General features: G+C 71.4%; 13 protein-coding genes. 8 read left to right on the top strand and 5 right to left on the bottom strand.

Translation table 11 applies throughout. The features are described 5' to 3' along the window. Window positions 1-9 precede the first annotated feature (9 nt). The 6 genes from I4J89_RS14255 to I4J89_RS14280 all read left to right on the top strand — a co-directional run bounded on the left by I4J89_RS14255 (window position 10) and on the right by I4J89_RS14280 (window position 6936). Window positions 10-2004, top strand: a complete 1995-nt coding sequence (locus I4J89_RS14255) for a polysaccharide biosynthesis protein (protein WP_196414426.1) — start codon at window positions 10-12, stop codon at window positions 2002-2004. Window positions 2005-2042: 38 nt separating this feature from the next. Further along, window positions 2043-3299: a nucleotide sugar dehydrogenase gene (locus I4J89_RS14260; RefSeq protein ID WP_196414427.1), complete on the top strand. Its 1257-nt coding sequence runs from the start codon at window positions 2043-2045 to the stop codon at window positions 3297-3299. A 13-nt stretch (window positions 3300-3312) separates the two neighbouring features. After that, window positions 3313-3966 (top strand): sugar transferase, encoded by a 654-nt coding sequence (locus I4J89_RS14265; protein WP_196414428.1) that lies wholly within the window; start codon window positions 3313-3315, stop codon window positions 3964-3966. After that, window positions 3956-5032 (top strand): hypothetical protein, encoded by a 1077-nt coding sequence (locus tag I4J89_RS14270; RefSeq protein ID WP_196414429.1) that lies wholly within the window; start codon window positions 3956-3958, stop codon window positions 5030-5032. The genes I4J89_RS14265 and I4J89_RS14270 overlap by 11 nt, the downstream gene beginning before the upstream one ends. A gap of 79 nt (window positions 5033-5111) precedes the next feature. Continuing rightward, window positions 5112-6347: a hypothetical protein gene (locus I4J89_RS14275; RefSeq protein WP_196414430.1), complete on the top strand. Its 1236-nt coding sequence runs from the start codon at window positions 5112-5114 to the stop codon at window positions 6345-6347. A gap of 166 nt (window positions 6348-6513) precedes the next feature. Beyond that, window positions 6514-6936, top strand: coding sequence for a hypothetical protein (locus I4J89_RS14280; RefSeq protein ID WP_196414431.1), 423 nt, complete (start codon window positions 6514-6516; stop codon window positions 6934-6936). A gap of 389 nt (window positions 6937-7325) precedes the next feature. Here the strand turns inward: I4J89_RS14280 and I4J89_RS14285 are convergent, their stop codons facing one another. Together I4J89_RS14285 and I4J89_RS51490 are read right to left on the bottom strand one after the other, a co-directional pair. Then, the gene (locus tag I4J89_RS14285; protein WP_196414767.1) at window positions 7326-7979 is read right to left on the bottom strand and encodes a response regulator transcription factor; all 654 of its coding nucleotides are present in this window, start codon (window positions 7977-7979) and stop codon (window positions 7326-7328) included. Then, complete coding sequence (locus tag I4J89_RS51490) at window positions 7976-9079, bottom strand: sensor histidine kinase (protein WP_196414432.1); 1104 nt, start codon at window positions 9077-9079, stop codon at window positions 7976-7978. The genes I4J89_RS14285 and I4J89_RS51490 overlap by 4 nt, the downstream gene beginning before the upstream one ends. Before the next feature lie 173 nt (window positions 9080-9252). Between I4J89_RS51490 and fdhA the strand changes: the two genes are divergently transcribed. Beyond that, window positions 9253-10500, top strand: coding sequence for a formaldehyde dehydrogenase, glutathione-independent (gene fdhA / locus I4J89_RS14295; protein ID WP_196414433.1), 1248 nt, complete (start codon window positions 9253-9255; stop codon window positions 10498-10500). A gap of 39 nt (window positions 10501-10539) precedes the next feature. Here the strand turns inward: fdhA and I4J89_RS14300 are convergent, their stop codons facing one another. Together I4J89_RS14300 and I4J89_RS14305 are read right to left on the bottom strand one after the other, a co-directional pair. Further along, the gene (locus I4J89_RS14300) at window positions 10540-11481 is read right to left on the bottom strand and encodes a hypothetical protein (protein WP_196414434.1); all 942 of its coding nucleotides are present in this window, start codon (window positions 11479-11481) and stop codon (window positions 10540-10542) included. Window positions 11482-11525: 44 nt separating this feature from the next. Beyond that, the gene (locus tag I4J89_RS14305; protein WP_196414435.1) at window positions 11526-12569 is read right to left on the bottom strand and encodes an oxidoreductase; all 1044 of its coding nucleotides are present in this window, start codon (window positions 12567-12569) and stop codon (window positions 11526-11528) included. Window positions 12570-12631: 62 nt separating this feature from the next. Between I4J89_RS14305 and I4J89_RS14310 the strand changes: the two genes are divergently transcribed. Further along, complete coding sequence (locus I4J89_RS14310; protein WP_196414436.1) at window positions 12632-12982, top strand: MerR family transcriptional regulator; 351 nt, start codon at window positions 12632-12634, stop codon at window positions 12980-12982. A gap of 285 nt (window positions 12983-13267) precedes the next feature. Here the strand turns inward: I4J89_RS14310 and I4J89_RS14315 are convergent, their stop codons facing one another. Beyond that, window positions 13268-14284, bottom strand: coding sequence for a GNAT family N-acetyltransferase (locus I4J89_RS14315; protein WP_196414437.1), 1017 nt, complete (start codon window positions 14282-14284; stop codon window positions 13268-13270). Window positions 14285-14297 lie beyond the last annotated feature (13 nt).

Here is a 14297-nt window from a genome sequence, read left to right on the forward strand (position 1 = left end):
GGGGAATCCATGCAGGTTAGGCGAACCCGGCCCGGTGACACCGCGGCCGACGCCAATCCCGGTGAGTGGCGCGACCGGATCACCGATCCGGAGTCGTGGGCACGCACCGTTCTTCCGGGCCGGGCCGCCCGGGCCGGCACCGACGCCCTCGCTCTGGCCACCGCGCTGCTCATCGCCACGCTGCTGCGCCACGACGGCCAGATCGGCGATGTGGACGTCCGCGGACTGGTGATCCTCTCCGCCGTCGCCGCGGCGGTGCAGATCGTCGCCGGCATCCGGCTCGGGCTCTACATCGGCCGCTGGTCGTACGGGTGCTTCGAAGAGATCGCCGCGCTGGCCAAGACCGTCGCGGTCACCGTGCCGGTGGTCTTCGTCCTGGACACCCTGCTGGGCCGGCTCGTGCCCCGCTCGGCGATCATCGGCGCCGGCCTGATCATGATGGTCCTCGCCGCCGGCGTCCGGTACTTCGTCCGCCTCTTCCAGGACAGCCGGCTGCGTCCCTCACCCGAGCACGGCATCCGGGTCGTGGTGATGGGCGCCGGTGAGGGCGCCACCCAGGTGATCCGGGCCATGCTGCGCAGCCCGTCCAGCCGGTACGTCCCGGTCGCCCTGCTCGACGACGACCCGGCCAAGCGCGCCCTGCACGTGATGGGCGTCCCGGTGGCCGGCAACCGGTACGCGATGAGCGAGGTGGTCCGCCGGTTCCGCGCCGAGGCGGTGGTGATCGCCATCCCGAGCGCGAGCGCCGACCTGATCCGCAAGCTCACCGACCTGGCCCAGCCGCTCAACGTGGACCTCAAGGTGGTTCCGCCGGTGGTGGAGCTGTTCGGGCGGACCGTGCGGGTCGAGGACATCCGCCCGGTCAGCCACGAGGACCTGCTCGGCCGCCGCGAGATCACCATCGACCTGGCCGCGGTCGCCGGTTACCTGGCCGGCCGGCGGGTGCTGGTCACCGGCGCCGGCGGCTCGATCGGCTCCGAACTGTGCCGGCAGCTGGCCCGCTTCAACCCGGCCAAGCTGATCATGCTGGACCGGGACGAGTCCGGCCTGCACGCCGTACAGCTATCCCTCGACGGCCGCGGCATGCTCGACGACCGCAATCTGGTCGTCGCCGACATCCGCGACCAGCAGCGCCTCGACGAGGTGTTCGCCGAGCACAAGCCGCAGGTGGTCTTCCACGCCGCCGCGCTCAAGCACCTGCCGCTGCTCGAGATGCACCCGTCCGAGGCACTCAAGACCAACATCATCGGTACGTACCAGATCCTGCAGACCGCGCTGCGGCACAACGTCGACCGCCTCGTGAACATCTCCACCGACAAGGCCGCCGACCCGTGCAGCGTGCTCGGCTACTCGAAGCGGATCACCGAGCGGCTCACCGCCGCGGCCGACGCCACCGCCTCCGGCCGCTACAGCAGCGTCCGGTTCGGCAACGTGCTCGGCAGCCGTGGATCGGTGCTCACCGCGTTCGCCGCCCAGGTCCAGGCGGGCGGTCCGATCACCGTCACCGACCCCGACGTCACCCGCTACTTCATGACCGTGCAGGAGGCGGTCCGGCTGGTCATCCAGGCCGGTGCGCTGGACAGCAAGGGCGAGGTCCTGGTCCTGGACATGGGCGAGCCGGTCCGCATCGCCGACGTCGCCCGGCGCATCGCCGACGCCGCCGACCAGCACATCCAGATCGTCTACACCGGGCTGCGCCCGGGCGAGAAGCTCGCCGAGATCCTGCTCGGCCCGGACGAGCCCGACCACCGGCCCAACCACCCGCTCATCTCGCAGGCACCGGTCCCGCCGCTCGACGGCGCCGTGCTCTCGCTGCTCGACCCGTCCGCGCCCCGGGAGGACCTGATCGCCGTCCTGCACTGGCTCGCCGAGTCGCCGGCCCTGCCCACCGGGCGGGAGAAGCCGATGGCCGGCGGACCGATCCACACCGAGTGGCACCGCGCCGCCGTCGGCAGCAAACGGCACCCCGAGACCGCCGCCGTCCCGCCGGGACGGCGGCCGTGAGCCCCCGGCAACGCGCGAAGAAGAAGGAGAGCACACCCATGCGGGTCGTCATCGCCGGTCAGGGATACGTCGGGCTGCCCCTGGCGGTCCGCGCCGCCCAGGTCGGCCACACCGTCGTCGGCTTCGACGTCGACGAGGAGCGGATCAAGCGGCTCGCCGCCGGTGAGTCGTACGTCGACGACATCTCCTCCGCCGAGCTCCAGGCGATCCTCGCCGCCGGCAACTTCCAGCCCTCGTCCGACCCGCGGTCCTGCGCCGGCTTCGACGTCGCGGTCATCGCGGTGCCCACCCCGCTGCGCGACGGCACACCGGACCTGCGCTACATCGAGGACTCCGCCCGTACTCTGGCCCGCTACCTGCGGCCCGGCGCCACCGTCGCGCTCGAGTCGACGACCTACCCGGGCACCACGACCGAGCTCGTCGCGCCGCTGCTCGAAGAGGGCTCCGGCCTGATCGCCGGCGTCGACTTCCACCTCGGCTACAGCCCCGAACGGATCGACCCGGGCAACCGCGAGTGGAACCTGGTCACCACGCCCAAGGTCGTCTCCGGCATCGACCCGCTCTCGCTGGAGAAGGTGGAGGCCTTCTACGCCTCGGTGGTCGAGCGGACCGTCCCGGTCTCCGACCCCAAGGTCGCCGAGCTGGCCAAGCTGCTCGAGAACACCTTCCGGCACGTGAACATCGCCCTGGTCAACGAACTCGCGGTGTACGCGCACGACCTCGGCATCGACGTCTGGGAGGCGATCGGCGCCGCGTCGTCCAAGCCGTTCGGCTACATGCGGTTCGTGCCCGGCCCCGGCGTCGGCGGCCACTGCCTGCCGATCGACCCGTCCTACCTGTCCTGGCGGGTGCAGCGAACCCTCGGCCAGAGCTTCCGCTTCGTCGAGCTGGCCAACGACATCAACAACCACATGCCGGACTACGTGGCGCGCCGCCTGGTCGCCGCGCTCAACGAACGGCGCAAGGCGGTCAACGGCTCAACGGTGCTGCTGCTCGGCCTCGCCTACAAGAAGAACAGCGGCGACGCGCGCGAGTCGCCGGCCCGGCGCGTCGCCGCGCTCCTGCTGGACATGGGAGCGGAGGTACGCGCAGCCGACCCGCACGTCGTCGAGGACGCCCACGTCGACAGCCGGGTGACACGCGTAGCGCTCACCGCCGAACAGGTGGCCGCCGCCGACGCGGTGATCCTGCTCGCCGATCACGACGACTTCGACCTCGACCTCGTCGTCCAGCACGCCCAGTACGTGCTGGACACCCGCCACCGCCTGACCGGACCAACGGTCGAGTCACTGTAGAGGGGACAAACTCGTGCGCTCCTTCTGGAACGGCCTGAACCGCCTGGTCGCCGCCGTGTTCCTGATCCTGCTCGCCCCGGTGGTACTCGCGATCGCCGCCTGGATCCGGATAGCCGACGGCAAAGGTGTCCTCTTCGTCCAGGACCGGGCCGGCAAGGACGGCAAGCCGTTCCGGATGCTCAAGTTCCGGTCCATGGTGCACAACTCGGTCGCGCTCAGCGCCCAGCTCGGCATCGACGACCCGTTCGGCCTGATCCAGGACGACCCGCGGATCACCCGGTGCGGCCGCTTCCTGCGGCGGACCAGCCTTGACGAGCTGCCCCAGCTGATCAACGTGCTGCGCGGCGAGATGAACCTGGTCGGACCCCGGCCCGACGTGCTGCCGCAGGTCGCCGGCTACTCCGCCGAGGACGCCCGGCGGCTCGAGGTCAAACCCGGCATCACCGGCTGGGCGCAGGTCAACGGCCGCGACGACATCGACTGGCCGCAGCGCTTCATCCTGGACCGCTGGTACGTCGACAACTGGTCGCCGGCGCTCGATCTGAAGATCCTCTGGCGTACCGCACTGACCCTGCAACGCGGCGAGCCGCCGGTGCACGTCGACACCCTCAACATCCAGCGTGCTTCCAGCCGGTCCGAGACCGGAGACATGAGCCGTGCCGCCTGAACCGTCCCGCGAGATCGGGTCGGAGTACCACTGGGACCCGGCCGCCCTGCTCAGCGCCGAGCGGGGCGGCCTGCCCGGATGGCTTCCGGCCCGGCGGGCGCTCTACGCCACCGCCTCGGGCGCGCTCAGCGAGCTGCTGCGCCTGCTCGCCCCGGCCGGCCGGCTGCACGTTCCGTCGTACTTCTGCATGGGCGTCGCCGAGCTCCTCTCCGAGCGGATACCGATCTCCTGGTACCGGCACCTGCCGGACGGGCGCGGGCCGCGGCTCGACACCTTGCGGGCGGCGGACGGCGACGTCGTCCTGGCACAGAACCTGTTCGGCCGGGATGCCGGGGCACCGTGGGAAGCGTGGACGCGGGTGCACCCCGGGGTGACGGTGATCGAGGATCACTCGCACGATCCGCTCAGCGAGTGGGCGTGTGCCAGCACCGCGGCGTACGCGGTCGCCTCGCTCCGCAAGACCCTGCCGCTGCCGGACGGCGGCCTGCTCTGGTCGCCGCGCGGCCTGGACCTGCCCCGGCCGGTAGGCCCGGAGAGCCCGGGCGCCGCGCGGAAACTCGCGGGCATGCTGCTCAAAGCGGCCTGGCTGGCCGGGCGGCCGGTGCCCAAGGACCGCTTCCGGGCCCTGCAACAGCAGGGCGAGCAGGAACTGCTGGGCAGCACGGCGCCGGCCAGCGCGGTCACGGTGGCGACGCTGCCGCTGCTCGACACAGCCGGATTGCGTACGGCGAGCGCACGTCACGCCGCTGACCTCGCGGAGGCGTTGTCCGCGCGTACCCCTGCTTGGTGGGTTTCGGGTGCGGGGCCGTTCCGGGTGCAGCTGGAATGCGCGTCGGAAAGCGTGCGTGACGCACTGCTCGCGCACCTGGCGCGCAACGGCGTCTACGCGCCGGTGCACTGGCGGCAGGAACGTGATCGTTGGTGGAGCGGCGACGAGGAGGCCGCCGCGCTGGCCGCGCGGATGCTCACCCTTCCGGTCGATCACCGGTGCGGTCCCGGCGACGTGCGGCGGATCGCCGAGGTGGTGCGGGCATTCGTGCCATCGCCGGTCGCCGGGGCCGCATAGGCTCGCGTGGATTCATCTCGCGTCATATCATCGGGGCGTGATCGGTCGATCTACGCTGAGTGATCTAGGGCGGTAGGCGATGGCCACCGCGGGCTGGATAGCGCTGGGCCTCGCCGTGTACGGCGCCCTGAGTTACGCGGTGGGATCGATCCTCCAGGCCGTCGGCGCCAAACGCAGCACCAGCACGGTCAGCACGCTCGGCCATCCGCTGTACATGGTCGGCATCGCGCTCGACATGTCGGCCTGGGTCGCCGCGATGTTCGCGTTGCAGCAGCTCGCGGTCTACGTGGTCGAGTCGGTGCTGGCCGGCTCGCTGGCCGTCACCGCCGTGCTCGCCTGGCTGTTCCTCAAGTCCCGGCTGCGCCACCGTGACGTCGTCGCCATCATCGCCACCAGCACGGCGCTGACCGTCCTGGCGATGTCCGCCGGTCAGCAGCACGAGATCACGCTGACGTCGACGATGCGGATCGCCTTCTGCGCCGGCGCGGTCGCACTCGTGGTGCTCGGCTGGGCCACCACCCGCGTCGGCATCCCCGGACTCATGGCGGCCGTCGGCGGCTTCTCACTCGGCGGCGCCGCGCTCTGCGGCCGGGCCCTGCACATCCCGCCCGAGGCGATGGCACAGACCTCCACCGCGATCGTCGCCATCGCCACCGAGCCGCTGGTCTGGGCGCTGCTGATCTACCCGGTCAACGGCATGATCATGTATGCGAACGCCCTCCAGCAGGGCGAGGTCGGCCGGGTCACCGCGGTGCACTGGACCGGCGAGGTCGTCGCCCCCTCGGTGATCGCCCTGACCCTGCTCGGCGACACCGTCCGGCCCGGCTGGGAACCGGCCGCCCTGATCGCCGGCGTGATCACCATCGCCGCCGCCGTCATCCTCGCCTCCGCACCCGCCGCCACCGCACCCGCCGACGCCGTACCCGCCCCCGCCGGAGACCCCCGCCTGGCCGGCACCACCTCCGCGCGCCTGCCCGTACCACCGCCGCAGGCCGGCCTGGCCCTGCTGCCGGCCGAGGCGTGGCGCCTGGCGATCCCACCGGAAGCCCACTGGCCGGCGTTGCAGCCTCCGCTGGTCCGCGGCTACGGCACGTTCCGGTGGTGGGGTTCGCCCACGGCGCCGCAGCCGCTCTGGGTGCCTCCCGACCGCACCCTCACCCCACCCGGCGCGATCCCCGCCTGGGCCGGCCCGCAACTCCCGGAGACCCGCCAGACCGGCGCCGACCGCCCGGTCATCCGCCGCGCCCGCAGGCTGGCCGGTCGCAAGCCGGCGCACGCTTTGCCGCCGGGCCGCCGGCGTTCCACCGCCGCCTGACCCGCCCGCCTGCCGGCTGCCCGGTCGTAGGCCCGCGCACGCCTTGCCGCCGCGGCCTCCGATCGTCGGTTGTGCTGCTTTGCTGTACGAAGGCTGGGTGCCAACTTCAGACCGCATCCATCGGATCGGCGAGACCGTCGTCGATGCGCAGTAGCATCGGGGCACCATGAATTTGCAGTGGTGGTCCATCGAGGTTCTGGACGGCGCGCACCAGTCCGCGGCGCGCTGGCAGGACTCCTACGGCAACGTTCTGGTCGAGGCCGCCATCGCGCACGGTGCCTACGAATGGCGCTGGCACCGGTTCTCCTGGGGCGTCCTCTTCGAAATCGGCTTCCGAAGCGACGACCGCTGGTCCTCCTACCGCGACGTGCCGATCGTCCGCGCGGCCCTGGACGCCGTGCCCGACCCGGTCAACGGGTTGCTGATCTATCCAGGCCGTGGCGGCAGCGCCGGGCGGGTCCAGCCCCGCCGTCCCCGGCCGATCGCCGGCTCGGGAGCCGCGCCGATCCCCGAGGAGCCGGTCCTGGCCCGGCTCACCCTCGCCACCGCCAGACCGCCCACCATCACCGGCACGGTGATAGCGGCCTGACGGCTTCCCGTCTGCCGTCGCCTGCCGCCCGAATTTGCCGGCGATCTTGTGAACCTGTTGTGCGCCGATTCCCGCCAACCCCACAAGATCGCGGCGGGGGCGCGGCAGGCGGGCGGGGGCGCGGCAGGTAGGCGGGGATGGGGTCCGCCGACGGGCGTCGGCAGGAGCTGGACAGAGTCCGGGTCCGTTCGCCGGTCACGCTCCTTCCTCAGTACGCGTCACCGGCCGTCCCGCCGGAATCTTCTCGTCCCCGCTCTCCCGACGCGAGCCATCCGCCCCGTCACGGCTCCACCGCGACCGCCGGGAAACACCAATCCGTCCCGGCCGCCCCGGCGCGCCTCATAGTGTTCGTGGGCGACGGCTGGGCGCTGTCGGACGTAGCTCGCGGTTCAGGCGGCCAGGCCGGACTGGAAGGCGAACACCACCAACTGCGCCCGATCCCGGGCGCCCAGCTTGACCATGGCCCGGCTGACGTGCGTACGCGCGGTAGCCGGACTGACCACCAACCGCCCCGCGATCTCCTGGTTGCTCAGCCCTTCCGCCGCCAGCGCCACCACCTCGCGCTCCCGCTCGGTCAGCTGGTCCAGGCGCGGATGCGGGACCAGGCGCCGCGGTCCTTTCGTGACGAACTCCCGGATCAGCGTCCGGGTCACCGACGGTGACAGCAGCGCGCCGCCGTCGGCCACTGTGCGGATCGCGTCCAGCAGTGTCACCGGCGGGGTGTCCTTCAGCAGGAAGCCGCTCGCTCCGATCCGCAGCGCCTCGAAGACGTACTCGTCGCGTTCGAAGGTGGTCAGCACGATGACCCGGGTGCCGGTCAGATCGGGCTGGGCCATGATGCGGCGGGTGGCTTCCAGGCCGTCGATGCCGGGCATCCGTACGTCCATCAGCACGACATCCGGCCGTATCGAGCGGGCCTGTTCCACCGCGGCCAGCCCGTCGGCCGCCTCGCCCGCGACGGTGAACCCGTCCTCGCTGGTCAGCAGGGTGCGCAAGCCCAGCCGTACCAAATCTTGGTCGTCGACGAGAAGCACCGAGATCATGACGTGCTCACCGGAAGCCACGCATCGACGATGAATCGCGCGCCGGGCGCCGGCCCGGCGGCGAATCTGCCGCCGTGCGCGGCGACGCGTTCGCGCATGCCGGCGATGCCCAGGCCGCCGCTGGGCGGCGCCTCCGTCTCCGGGTGGGCGCTGATCACCCGGATGCGCAGGGCGCCGGGTTCGTTCTCCAGCACGATGTCGGCCTCTTTCGGGTACGCGTGTTTCAACACGTTGGTGAGCGACTCCTGGATCGTCCGGTAGGCGGTCATGTCGGTCTCGGCCGGCAGGGTGCTCGGCGGTCCGATCGTGCGGACCCGCACCCGCAGCCCGGCGTCCCGCATCCGCTGGTAGAGCGCCTCCAGGTCGGCCAGCCCGGGCATGGACGCCTTCGACTCGTCGGCCGAGCGCAGCATGCGCAACGTGGTGCGCAGCTCGTCCAGGGCCTGGGCGCTGGTGGCGCTGACCGCCTCCAGGGTGGGCCGGGCGATCTCGGGTTGCTTGGGCAGCACGTGCAGGGCGATGTCGGCCTGCATCTTGATCGCGGCGAGCCCGTGGCCGACGATGTCGTGCACCTCCTGAGCCATCCGCAGCCGTTCCTCCTGGATGCCGCGTTCCAGAGCCTCGCGGCGGTCCCGGGCGACCGATTCGGTGCGCTGTGCGACGGTGGTGCCGATCGCGAACGGTACGGCGATCCAGCCGGCGGCCGGGAGGAAGCCGACCACGTCGGTGAGGGCCACGCCGTCGTTCAGGTTGTGCGAGGCCAGTACGGGCCAGGCGAGCCCGGCCGCGACGGCCGCGGTGCGCCACGGCAGATACCGGGCGACCGTGTAGACGGCGATCGCGAACGGCAGCAGCGCCGGTCCGTACGCGTACTCGAACCACATGTAGGCGGCCGACGCGACGGTGGTGACGGCCAGCACGCGCCGCGGGGCGACGCGCCGCCAGATCAGGGCCAGGGAGTTGGTCGCGACCAGCAGGTACGCGCCCGCGTCCACCTCACGCCCGTACAGCATCTGGGGTGCGACCCAGCGGGTCCAGGCAAGCAGCGCGAGGCACAGGACGAGCGTGCCCGCCAGGTCGCGGGTCCGGACTGTTGCCACGGAACCACTCTGACCGACGCCGGCGACACCGTCATCCGTTCCGGAGCGTAGATCCAGCCGCCAGAAATGGGACTATCGACATTTATCGAGATTACCGAGGGTTCTGTTCCGGTCACGCCGCGAGAAATATGACGCCAGGAGGCTCGTTCCAAGCTCGAGGATGGGAGCGCACCATGTCAGGCAACAAAGCCGTTGTCTACCAGGGGCCCGGCCGGGTCGAGATCCGCGATCTCGACTACCCGACCTACGAGATGAAGGACGGACCCGGCGTCAACAAGATGAACGTCGGGCGCAAGACACCTCACGGGGCGATCCTGAAGACGGTCGCGAGCAACATCTGCGGCAGCGACCAGCACATGGTCCGCGGGCGTACCACCGCACCGGAGGGACTGGTGCTCGGCCACGAGATCACCGGTGAGGTCATCGACGTCGGTCCGGACGTGGAGTACATCCGGGTCGGTGACGTCTGCTCGGTGCCGTTCAACATCTCCTGCGGCCGGTGCCGCAACTGCAAGGAGCGCAAGACCGGCGTCTGCCTCAACGTCAACCCCGACCGGCCCGGCTCGGCGTACGGCTACGTCGACATGGGCGGCTGGGTCGGCGGGCAGGCCGAGTACGTGCTCGTCCCGTACGCGGACTGGAACCTGCTCAAGTTCCCGGACCGGGATCAGGCGATCGAGAAGGCCCTGGACCTGGCCATGCTGAGCGACATCTTCCCGACCGGCTACCACGGTTGCGTCAGCGCGGGCGTGACGACCGGCTCCACGGTCTACATCGCCGGCGCCGGCCCGGTCGGCCTGGCCGCGGCCACCTCGGCGTTCCTGCTCGGCGCGGCGGTTGTCATCGTCGGTGACCTCAACGACGAGCGGCTGGCTCAGGCGCGCAGCTTCGGCTGCGAGACGATCAACGTGTCGCAGGGTGAACCGGCGGAGCAGGTGCAGCAGATCCTCGGCCGGGCCGCACCGGCGATCGGCCAGCCGCTGGTCGACTCGGCGGTCGACGCGGTCGGGTTCGAGGCCCGCGGCCACGGCCGGGACTCGCAGACCGAGATGCCCGCGACGGTGCTGAACTCGCTGATGGACCTCACCCGGGCCGGCGGCGCGATCGGCGTACCGGGCCTCTACGTCACCGGCGACCCGGGCGGTGTCGACGAGGCCGCCAAGGTCGGCTCGCTGTCCCTGCGGCTCGGCCTGGGCTGGGCGAAGTCGCATTCCTTCGTCACCGGTCAGTGCCCGGTGATGAAGTACAACCACGGGCTGATGATGGCGATCCTGCACGACCGTGTGCAGATCGCGAAGAACGTCAACGCCATGGCGATCCCGCTGGAGCAGGCCCCTCAGGGCTACCAGGAGTTCGACCAGGGCGCGGCCCGCAAGTACGTCCTCGACCCGCACGGCTACCTGCGCGGCCGGTCGAACTGAACTGAGCCGGACGCCGCGCCGGGGTGACCTGGCGCGGCGTCACCCGGTCAGCCGCTCCCGGATCTCGGAGATGGTGCACCCGGAGTACTCGTAGAGCTGGCCGCGATCGCGGCAGGTGAACGGATGATCCGGCGAATCCGTCGGGGAGACCATCACGGTGTGCTCATGTCCCCAGCCGGGCAGGTGGAAGGTGTCCTCCTCGCCGAAGAGGCGCAGCGTGACGTCCTGTTCGGTGTCGCCGTACCGGGCGGTCACCACCAGGCGGCCGGAGTAGTCGGCGCCGCTCTCCTGGATGACGGTGGTGAGCAGCCGGCCGCCCTCACCCGGGTCGAGGCTGAACGAGAACGCAGCCCCCGGAACCGTCTCCTCGTCTTCCGGGTACCAGACCTCCACGCCGCCCTGCCGATCCAGGTTCAGAGTGGCGATCAGGCCGTCGTCCGCGCCGGCGCTCGGGCAGGCGAAGTAGATGACCGGCTTCGGTGCCGTTCGCTTCAGCCCTTCGATCCGCAGGTCGGACAGGTTCAGCTTCGCACCGGTGGTCCCGGCGTTGCGGATTCGGATGAAACCGTCGCCGGTCGCCTCGTCACCGTGCCTGCGCAGCCAGTCGGTCTGCTCGTCGGTGCAGAAGCCGATCCCGTTGCCCTCCGGGAGGTTCTCCAGGGGCACGTCCGCGGGTAGCGCGAACGAAGCGGCTCCGTTGCCCGTGCCGCGCACCGACTGCCGCAGGAACTCCAGGCCCTCCGCGGTGGGCGCGGGCGGGGGTGGAACACAGGTGATGCTGATCTCCGAGCCCTGCGCGACGCAGGCGCCGTTCTCCACAAGGCTCCCCGAGCCGGGACCGGGCCGGGCGGACGCCGCCGGCCCGGGCGCCGCCGGTTGCTCGTCGTCCAGGACGATCGTGACAGCGACGGCCACCATCGCGACGACCCCGGAGACCCCCAGCCACCACTTGTGCGTCAAGATCCGGTCGAGCAGCGTCATGTGTGACCAACGAGGACCGGCCGGACACGCTGTGGGCTGATCGGTCAGAAGTAGGTGTCCTCGTGGGACTTGTCGTAGTCGCGGATCTCGTCGAGCCGGCCCTCCTCGGCCAGCCGGACCCAGGCCGGGTTGCCGAGCAGGATCCGGCCCAGCGCGACCAGGTCGTAGTCGCCGCCGGTCAGGCCGGCTACCAGCCGGTCCATCGACTCCGAGACCGGGAAGGACCGGGTCAGGCCCACCGAGCCGACCGTGATCGTCGGCAGGCCGGTGATCCGCTTGGCCCAGCCGGCCAGGTTGAGCGGTGAGCCGTCGAACACCGGCTCCCAGAAGCGGCGCTGCGAGGCGTGCAGGACGTCGGCGCCCGCGGACACCAGCGGAGCCAGCAGGGAGGCCAGCTCGTCCGGCGACGCGGCGATCCGTGCGCTGTAGTCGCGCTCCTTGAACTGCGAGAACCGTACGATCAGCGGCATCCGGGCCGGAAGCTCGGCCCGGACCGCGCCGACCACCTCGGCCGGGAAGGCGGCCCGGCCGGCCGGGCCGCCGCCGTACCGGTCGGTGCGCCGGTTGGTGTGCGGCCAGAGGAACTCGTCCAGCAGATAGCCGTGCGCCGCGTGGATCTCCACCGCGTCGAAGCCGGCCCGGACCGCGACCCGCGCCGCCTCCGCGTAGGCCGCCACGATGGTGCCGATGTCCGCGGTGCTCATGGTCGCGGGAGTCCAGGCCGGGTAGCCGTCGACCGGCTCGCGCTCGCTGCCCAGGTGCCAGAGCTGCGCGGCGATCCGGCCGCCGGCCGCGTGCACCTCGGCGGTCACCCGCCGCCAGCCGTCCTCGGCCGCACCGGCGGTCATCCGCGGCACGGTCGTCTCGTGGCTCGCGCTGCGGTGTCCGACCAGCACCCCCTCGGTGACGACCAGGCCGATCCCGTTCTCCGCACGCCGCCGGTAGTAGGCCGCCACCTCGGGCGTCGGCACGCCGCCGGGCGAGCGGAACCGGGTCATCGGCGCCATCACGAAGCGGTTGCGCAGATCGAGGCCGGCCAGGGTGGCCGGGCTGGTGAGCGGGCCGAGGAGGCTGGTTGTCGTCGTCATGCGAGCACGCTAAAACTTGACATAGATGTGAGGTTCAAGCCTTTGTGACCCGGGAGACAGTGATGCGGATCGGTGACCTGGCCGCGGCGACCGGAGCGAGCCCGCGCTCGCTGCGCTACTACGAGGAGCAGGGCCTGCTCAGCAGCGAGCGCGGCCCCGGCGGCCAGCGAACCTACGGCGCGGCGGACGTCGAACGCGTCGCACTGATCCGCTCCCTGCTCGGCGCCGGCCTCACCACCGCCACCATCCACGACGTGCTGCCGTGCGTCGCCGACGAGACCATCCGCACCCCCTGGCTGGCCGGCCGGCTCCGCGACGAGCTGAAGCGCATCGAGGAGCAGATCGCCGACCTGAAGCACACCCGCGACATCCTCGCCGACCTGGTCGACCGCTACGACGTCGGGCGCGCTTGATCCCCGAGCTCACGCTTCGCGTAAGCCTCCCGCGAGGTACGCGCGACCGCCCCGCACCGCCCGGCCCAACGCCAGTGCTGCCTTAACCCGCGGGACACATCGCTCGCGTTGGGCCGGTTTGGGGCGGCCCAACGCCAGTGCTGTCTCGACCCGCGCGACACATCGCTCACGTTGGGCTGGCGGCCCGGCGGGCGCGTTGCGGCCGCGAGCGGGCTGGTGATCGCGCGGGAGAGCGGGGACGGGGTAGGTGGGGTTGGGGACTGCGGGCACGCGTACCGAAAAAGATCAGCGGTAGGGCGGGAAGCGCCCGGTCATGGCCTCGAGCGTGGGCGGGCCGGCCAGTTTCTCGAAGGAGATCAGGTCGGTGATCACCCGCCAGGTGTGGAAGGGCTGCCGTCCGGCGGCGAAGGCCGCCTTGTAGCGGAACAGCGAGTCGTCGGCGCCGCCGACGCCGCCGCCGAGGTGGTAGGTCTGGTTGCCGCGGTCGCGGCCCCAGAGCCGGACCTCGTGGTAGAGCAGCTTGTCGGCCCACCAGATCGGGCCCTCCCGGGTGGACTGCAGGTGGGTGTGCATGATCCCGCCGAGTTCGAAGAACAGGTTGCCGCCGAGGACCTCGCCGTCGGGATCCAGCGCCACCGCGAGGTGCAGATGGTCGCCGAGCGCGCGGCGCAACCGGTGGAAGTGGCCGCGTTCGAAGAAGTAGAACTCGGCCGCGCCGACCCGGCGCATGGTCGCGTGGTAGGTGGCGATCCACTCGTCCAGCCGGTCCCAGTCGTCGAAGACCACCCGCACGCCGGCCCGCGACGCCTTGTTGATCTGGTTGCGATGGGTGCGGTGGGTCTGCTGCCAGATCTGCTCGGGGGAGAGGGTGAGGTCGACCGAGACGGTCGCACCGTGGTGGACCACGGTGCCGACCCGTTCCAGGGAGACCAGCGGCGCATGCAGCAGTGGATGCAGCCGGGTGAACACGGTGATCACGTCGTGGGTCCGCAGCATCTCCACCATGGCGCGGGCGGCGCGCGCCCAGAAGCCGGTGCTGGTGGATGGGACGTCGCTGATCGGACCGGGGTATCCGTACGGGGAGACGGCGTCCCGCAGCCCGGTCCCCGGGATCGAGCGCAGGACGAGGGGGAGGAGGAGCACATGATCCGCCTCGTCGTACCGGAACGCGGCCGGCGTGCCTCCGGAGAGCCGGGCGTCCAGGCTGACGTAAGCGGGAAGGTGGTACACGTCGTGCCGGACGCGTTCAAGTGCGTCCATCCACGCCGTGTCGTCGGGTTCCAGTAGGGCGCCTTCGGCCATCGGTCATCCCTTC

Origin of the sequence: Actinoplanes aureus (assembly GCF_015704865.1) — a bacterium.
GTDB lineage: Bacteria > Actinomycetota > Actinomycetes > Mycobacteriales > Micromonosporaceae > Actinoplanes > Actinoplanes aureus.

Coding starts and splice junctions, on each gene's coding strand:
- I4J89_RS14260 (WP_196414427.1), top strand. CDS start 2,043: ATGCGGGTCGTCATCGCCGGTCAGGGATACGTCGGGCTGCCCCTGGCG.
- I4J89_RS14280 (WP_196414431.1), top strand. CDS start 6,514: ATGAATTTGCAGTGGTGGTCCATCGAGGTTCTGGACGGCGCGCACCAG.
- I4J89_RS14275 (WP_196414430.1), top strand. CDS start 5,112: ATGGCCACCGCGGGCTGGATAGCGCTGGGCCTCGCCGTGTACGGCGCC.
- I4J89_RS14300 (WP_196414434.1), bottom strand. CDS start 11,481: ATGACGCTGCTCGACCGGATCTTGACGCACAAGTGGTGGCTGGGGGTC.
- I4J89_RS14305 (WP_196414435.1), bottom strand. CDS start 12,569: ATGACGACGACAACCAGCCTCCTCGGCCCGCTCACCAGCCCGGCCACC.
- fdhA (WP_196414433.1), top strand. CDS start 9,253: ATGTCAGGCAACAAAGCCGTTGTCTACCAGGGGCCCGGCCGGGTCGAG.
- I4J89_RS14285 (WP_196414767.1), bottom strand. CDS start 7,979: ATGATCTCGGTGCTTCTCGTCGACGACCAAGATTTGGTACGGCTGGGC.
- I4J89_RS14315 (WP_196414437.1), bottom strand. CDS start 14,284: ATGGCCGAAGGCGCCCTACTGGAACCCGACGACACGGCGTGGATGGAC.
- I4J89_RS14255 (WP_196414426.1), top strand. CDS start 10: ATGCAGGTTAGGCGAACCCGGCCCGGTGACACCGCGGCCGACGCCAAT.
- I4J89_RS14310 (WP_196414436.1), top strand. CDS start 12,632: ATGCGGATCGGTGACCTGGCCGCGGCGACCGGAGCGAGCCCGCGCTCG.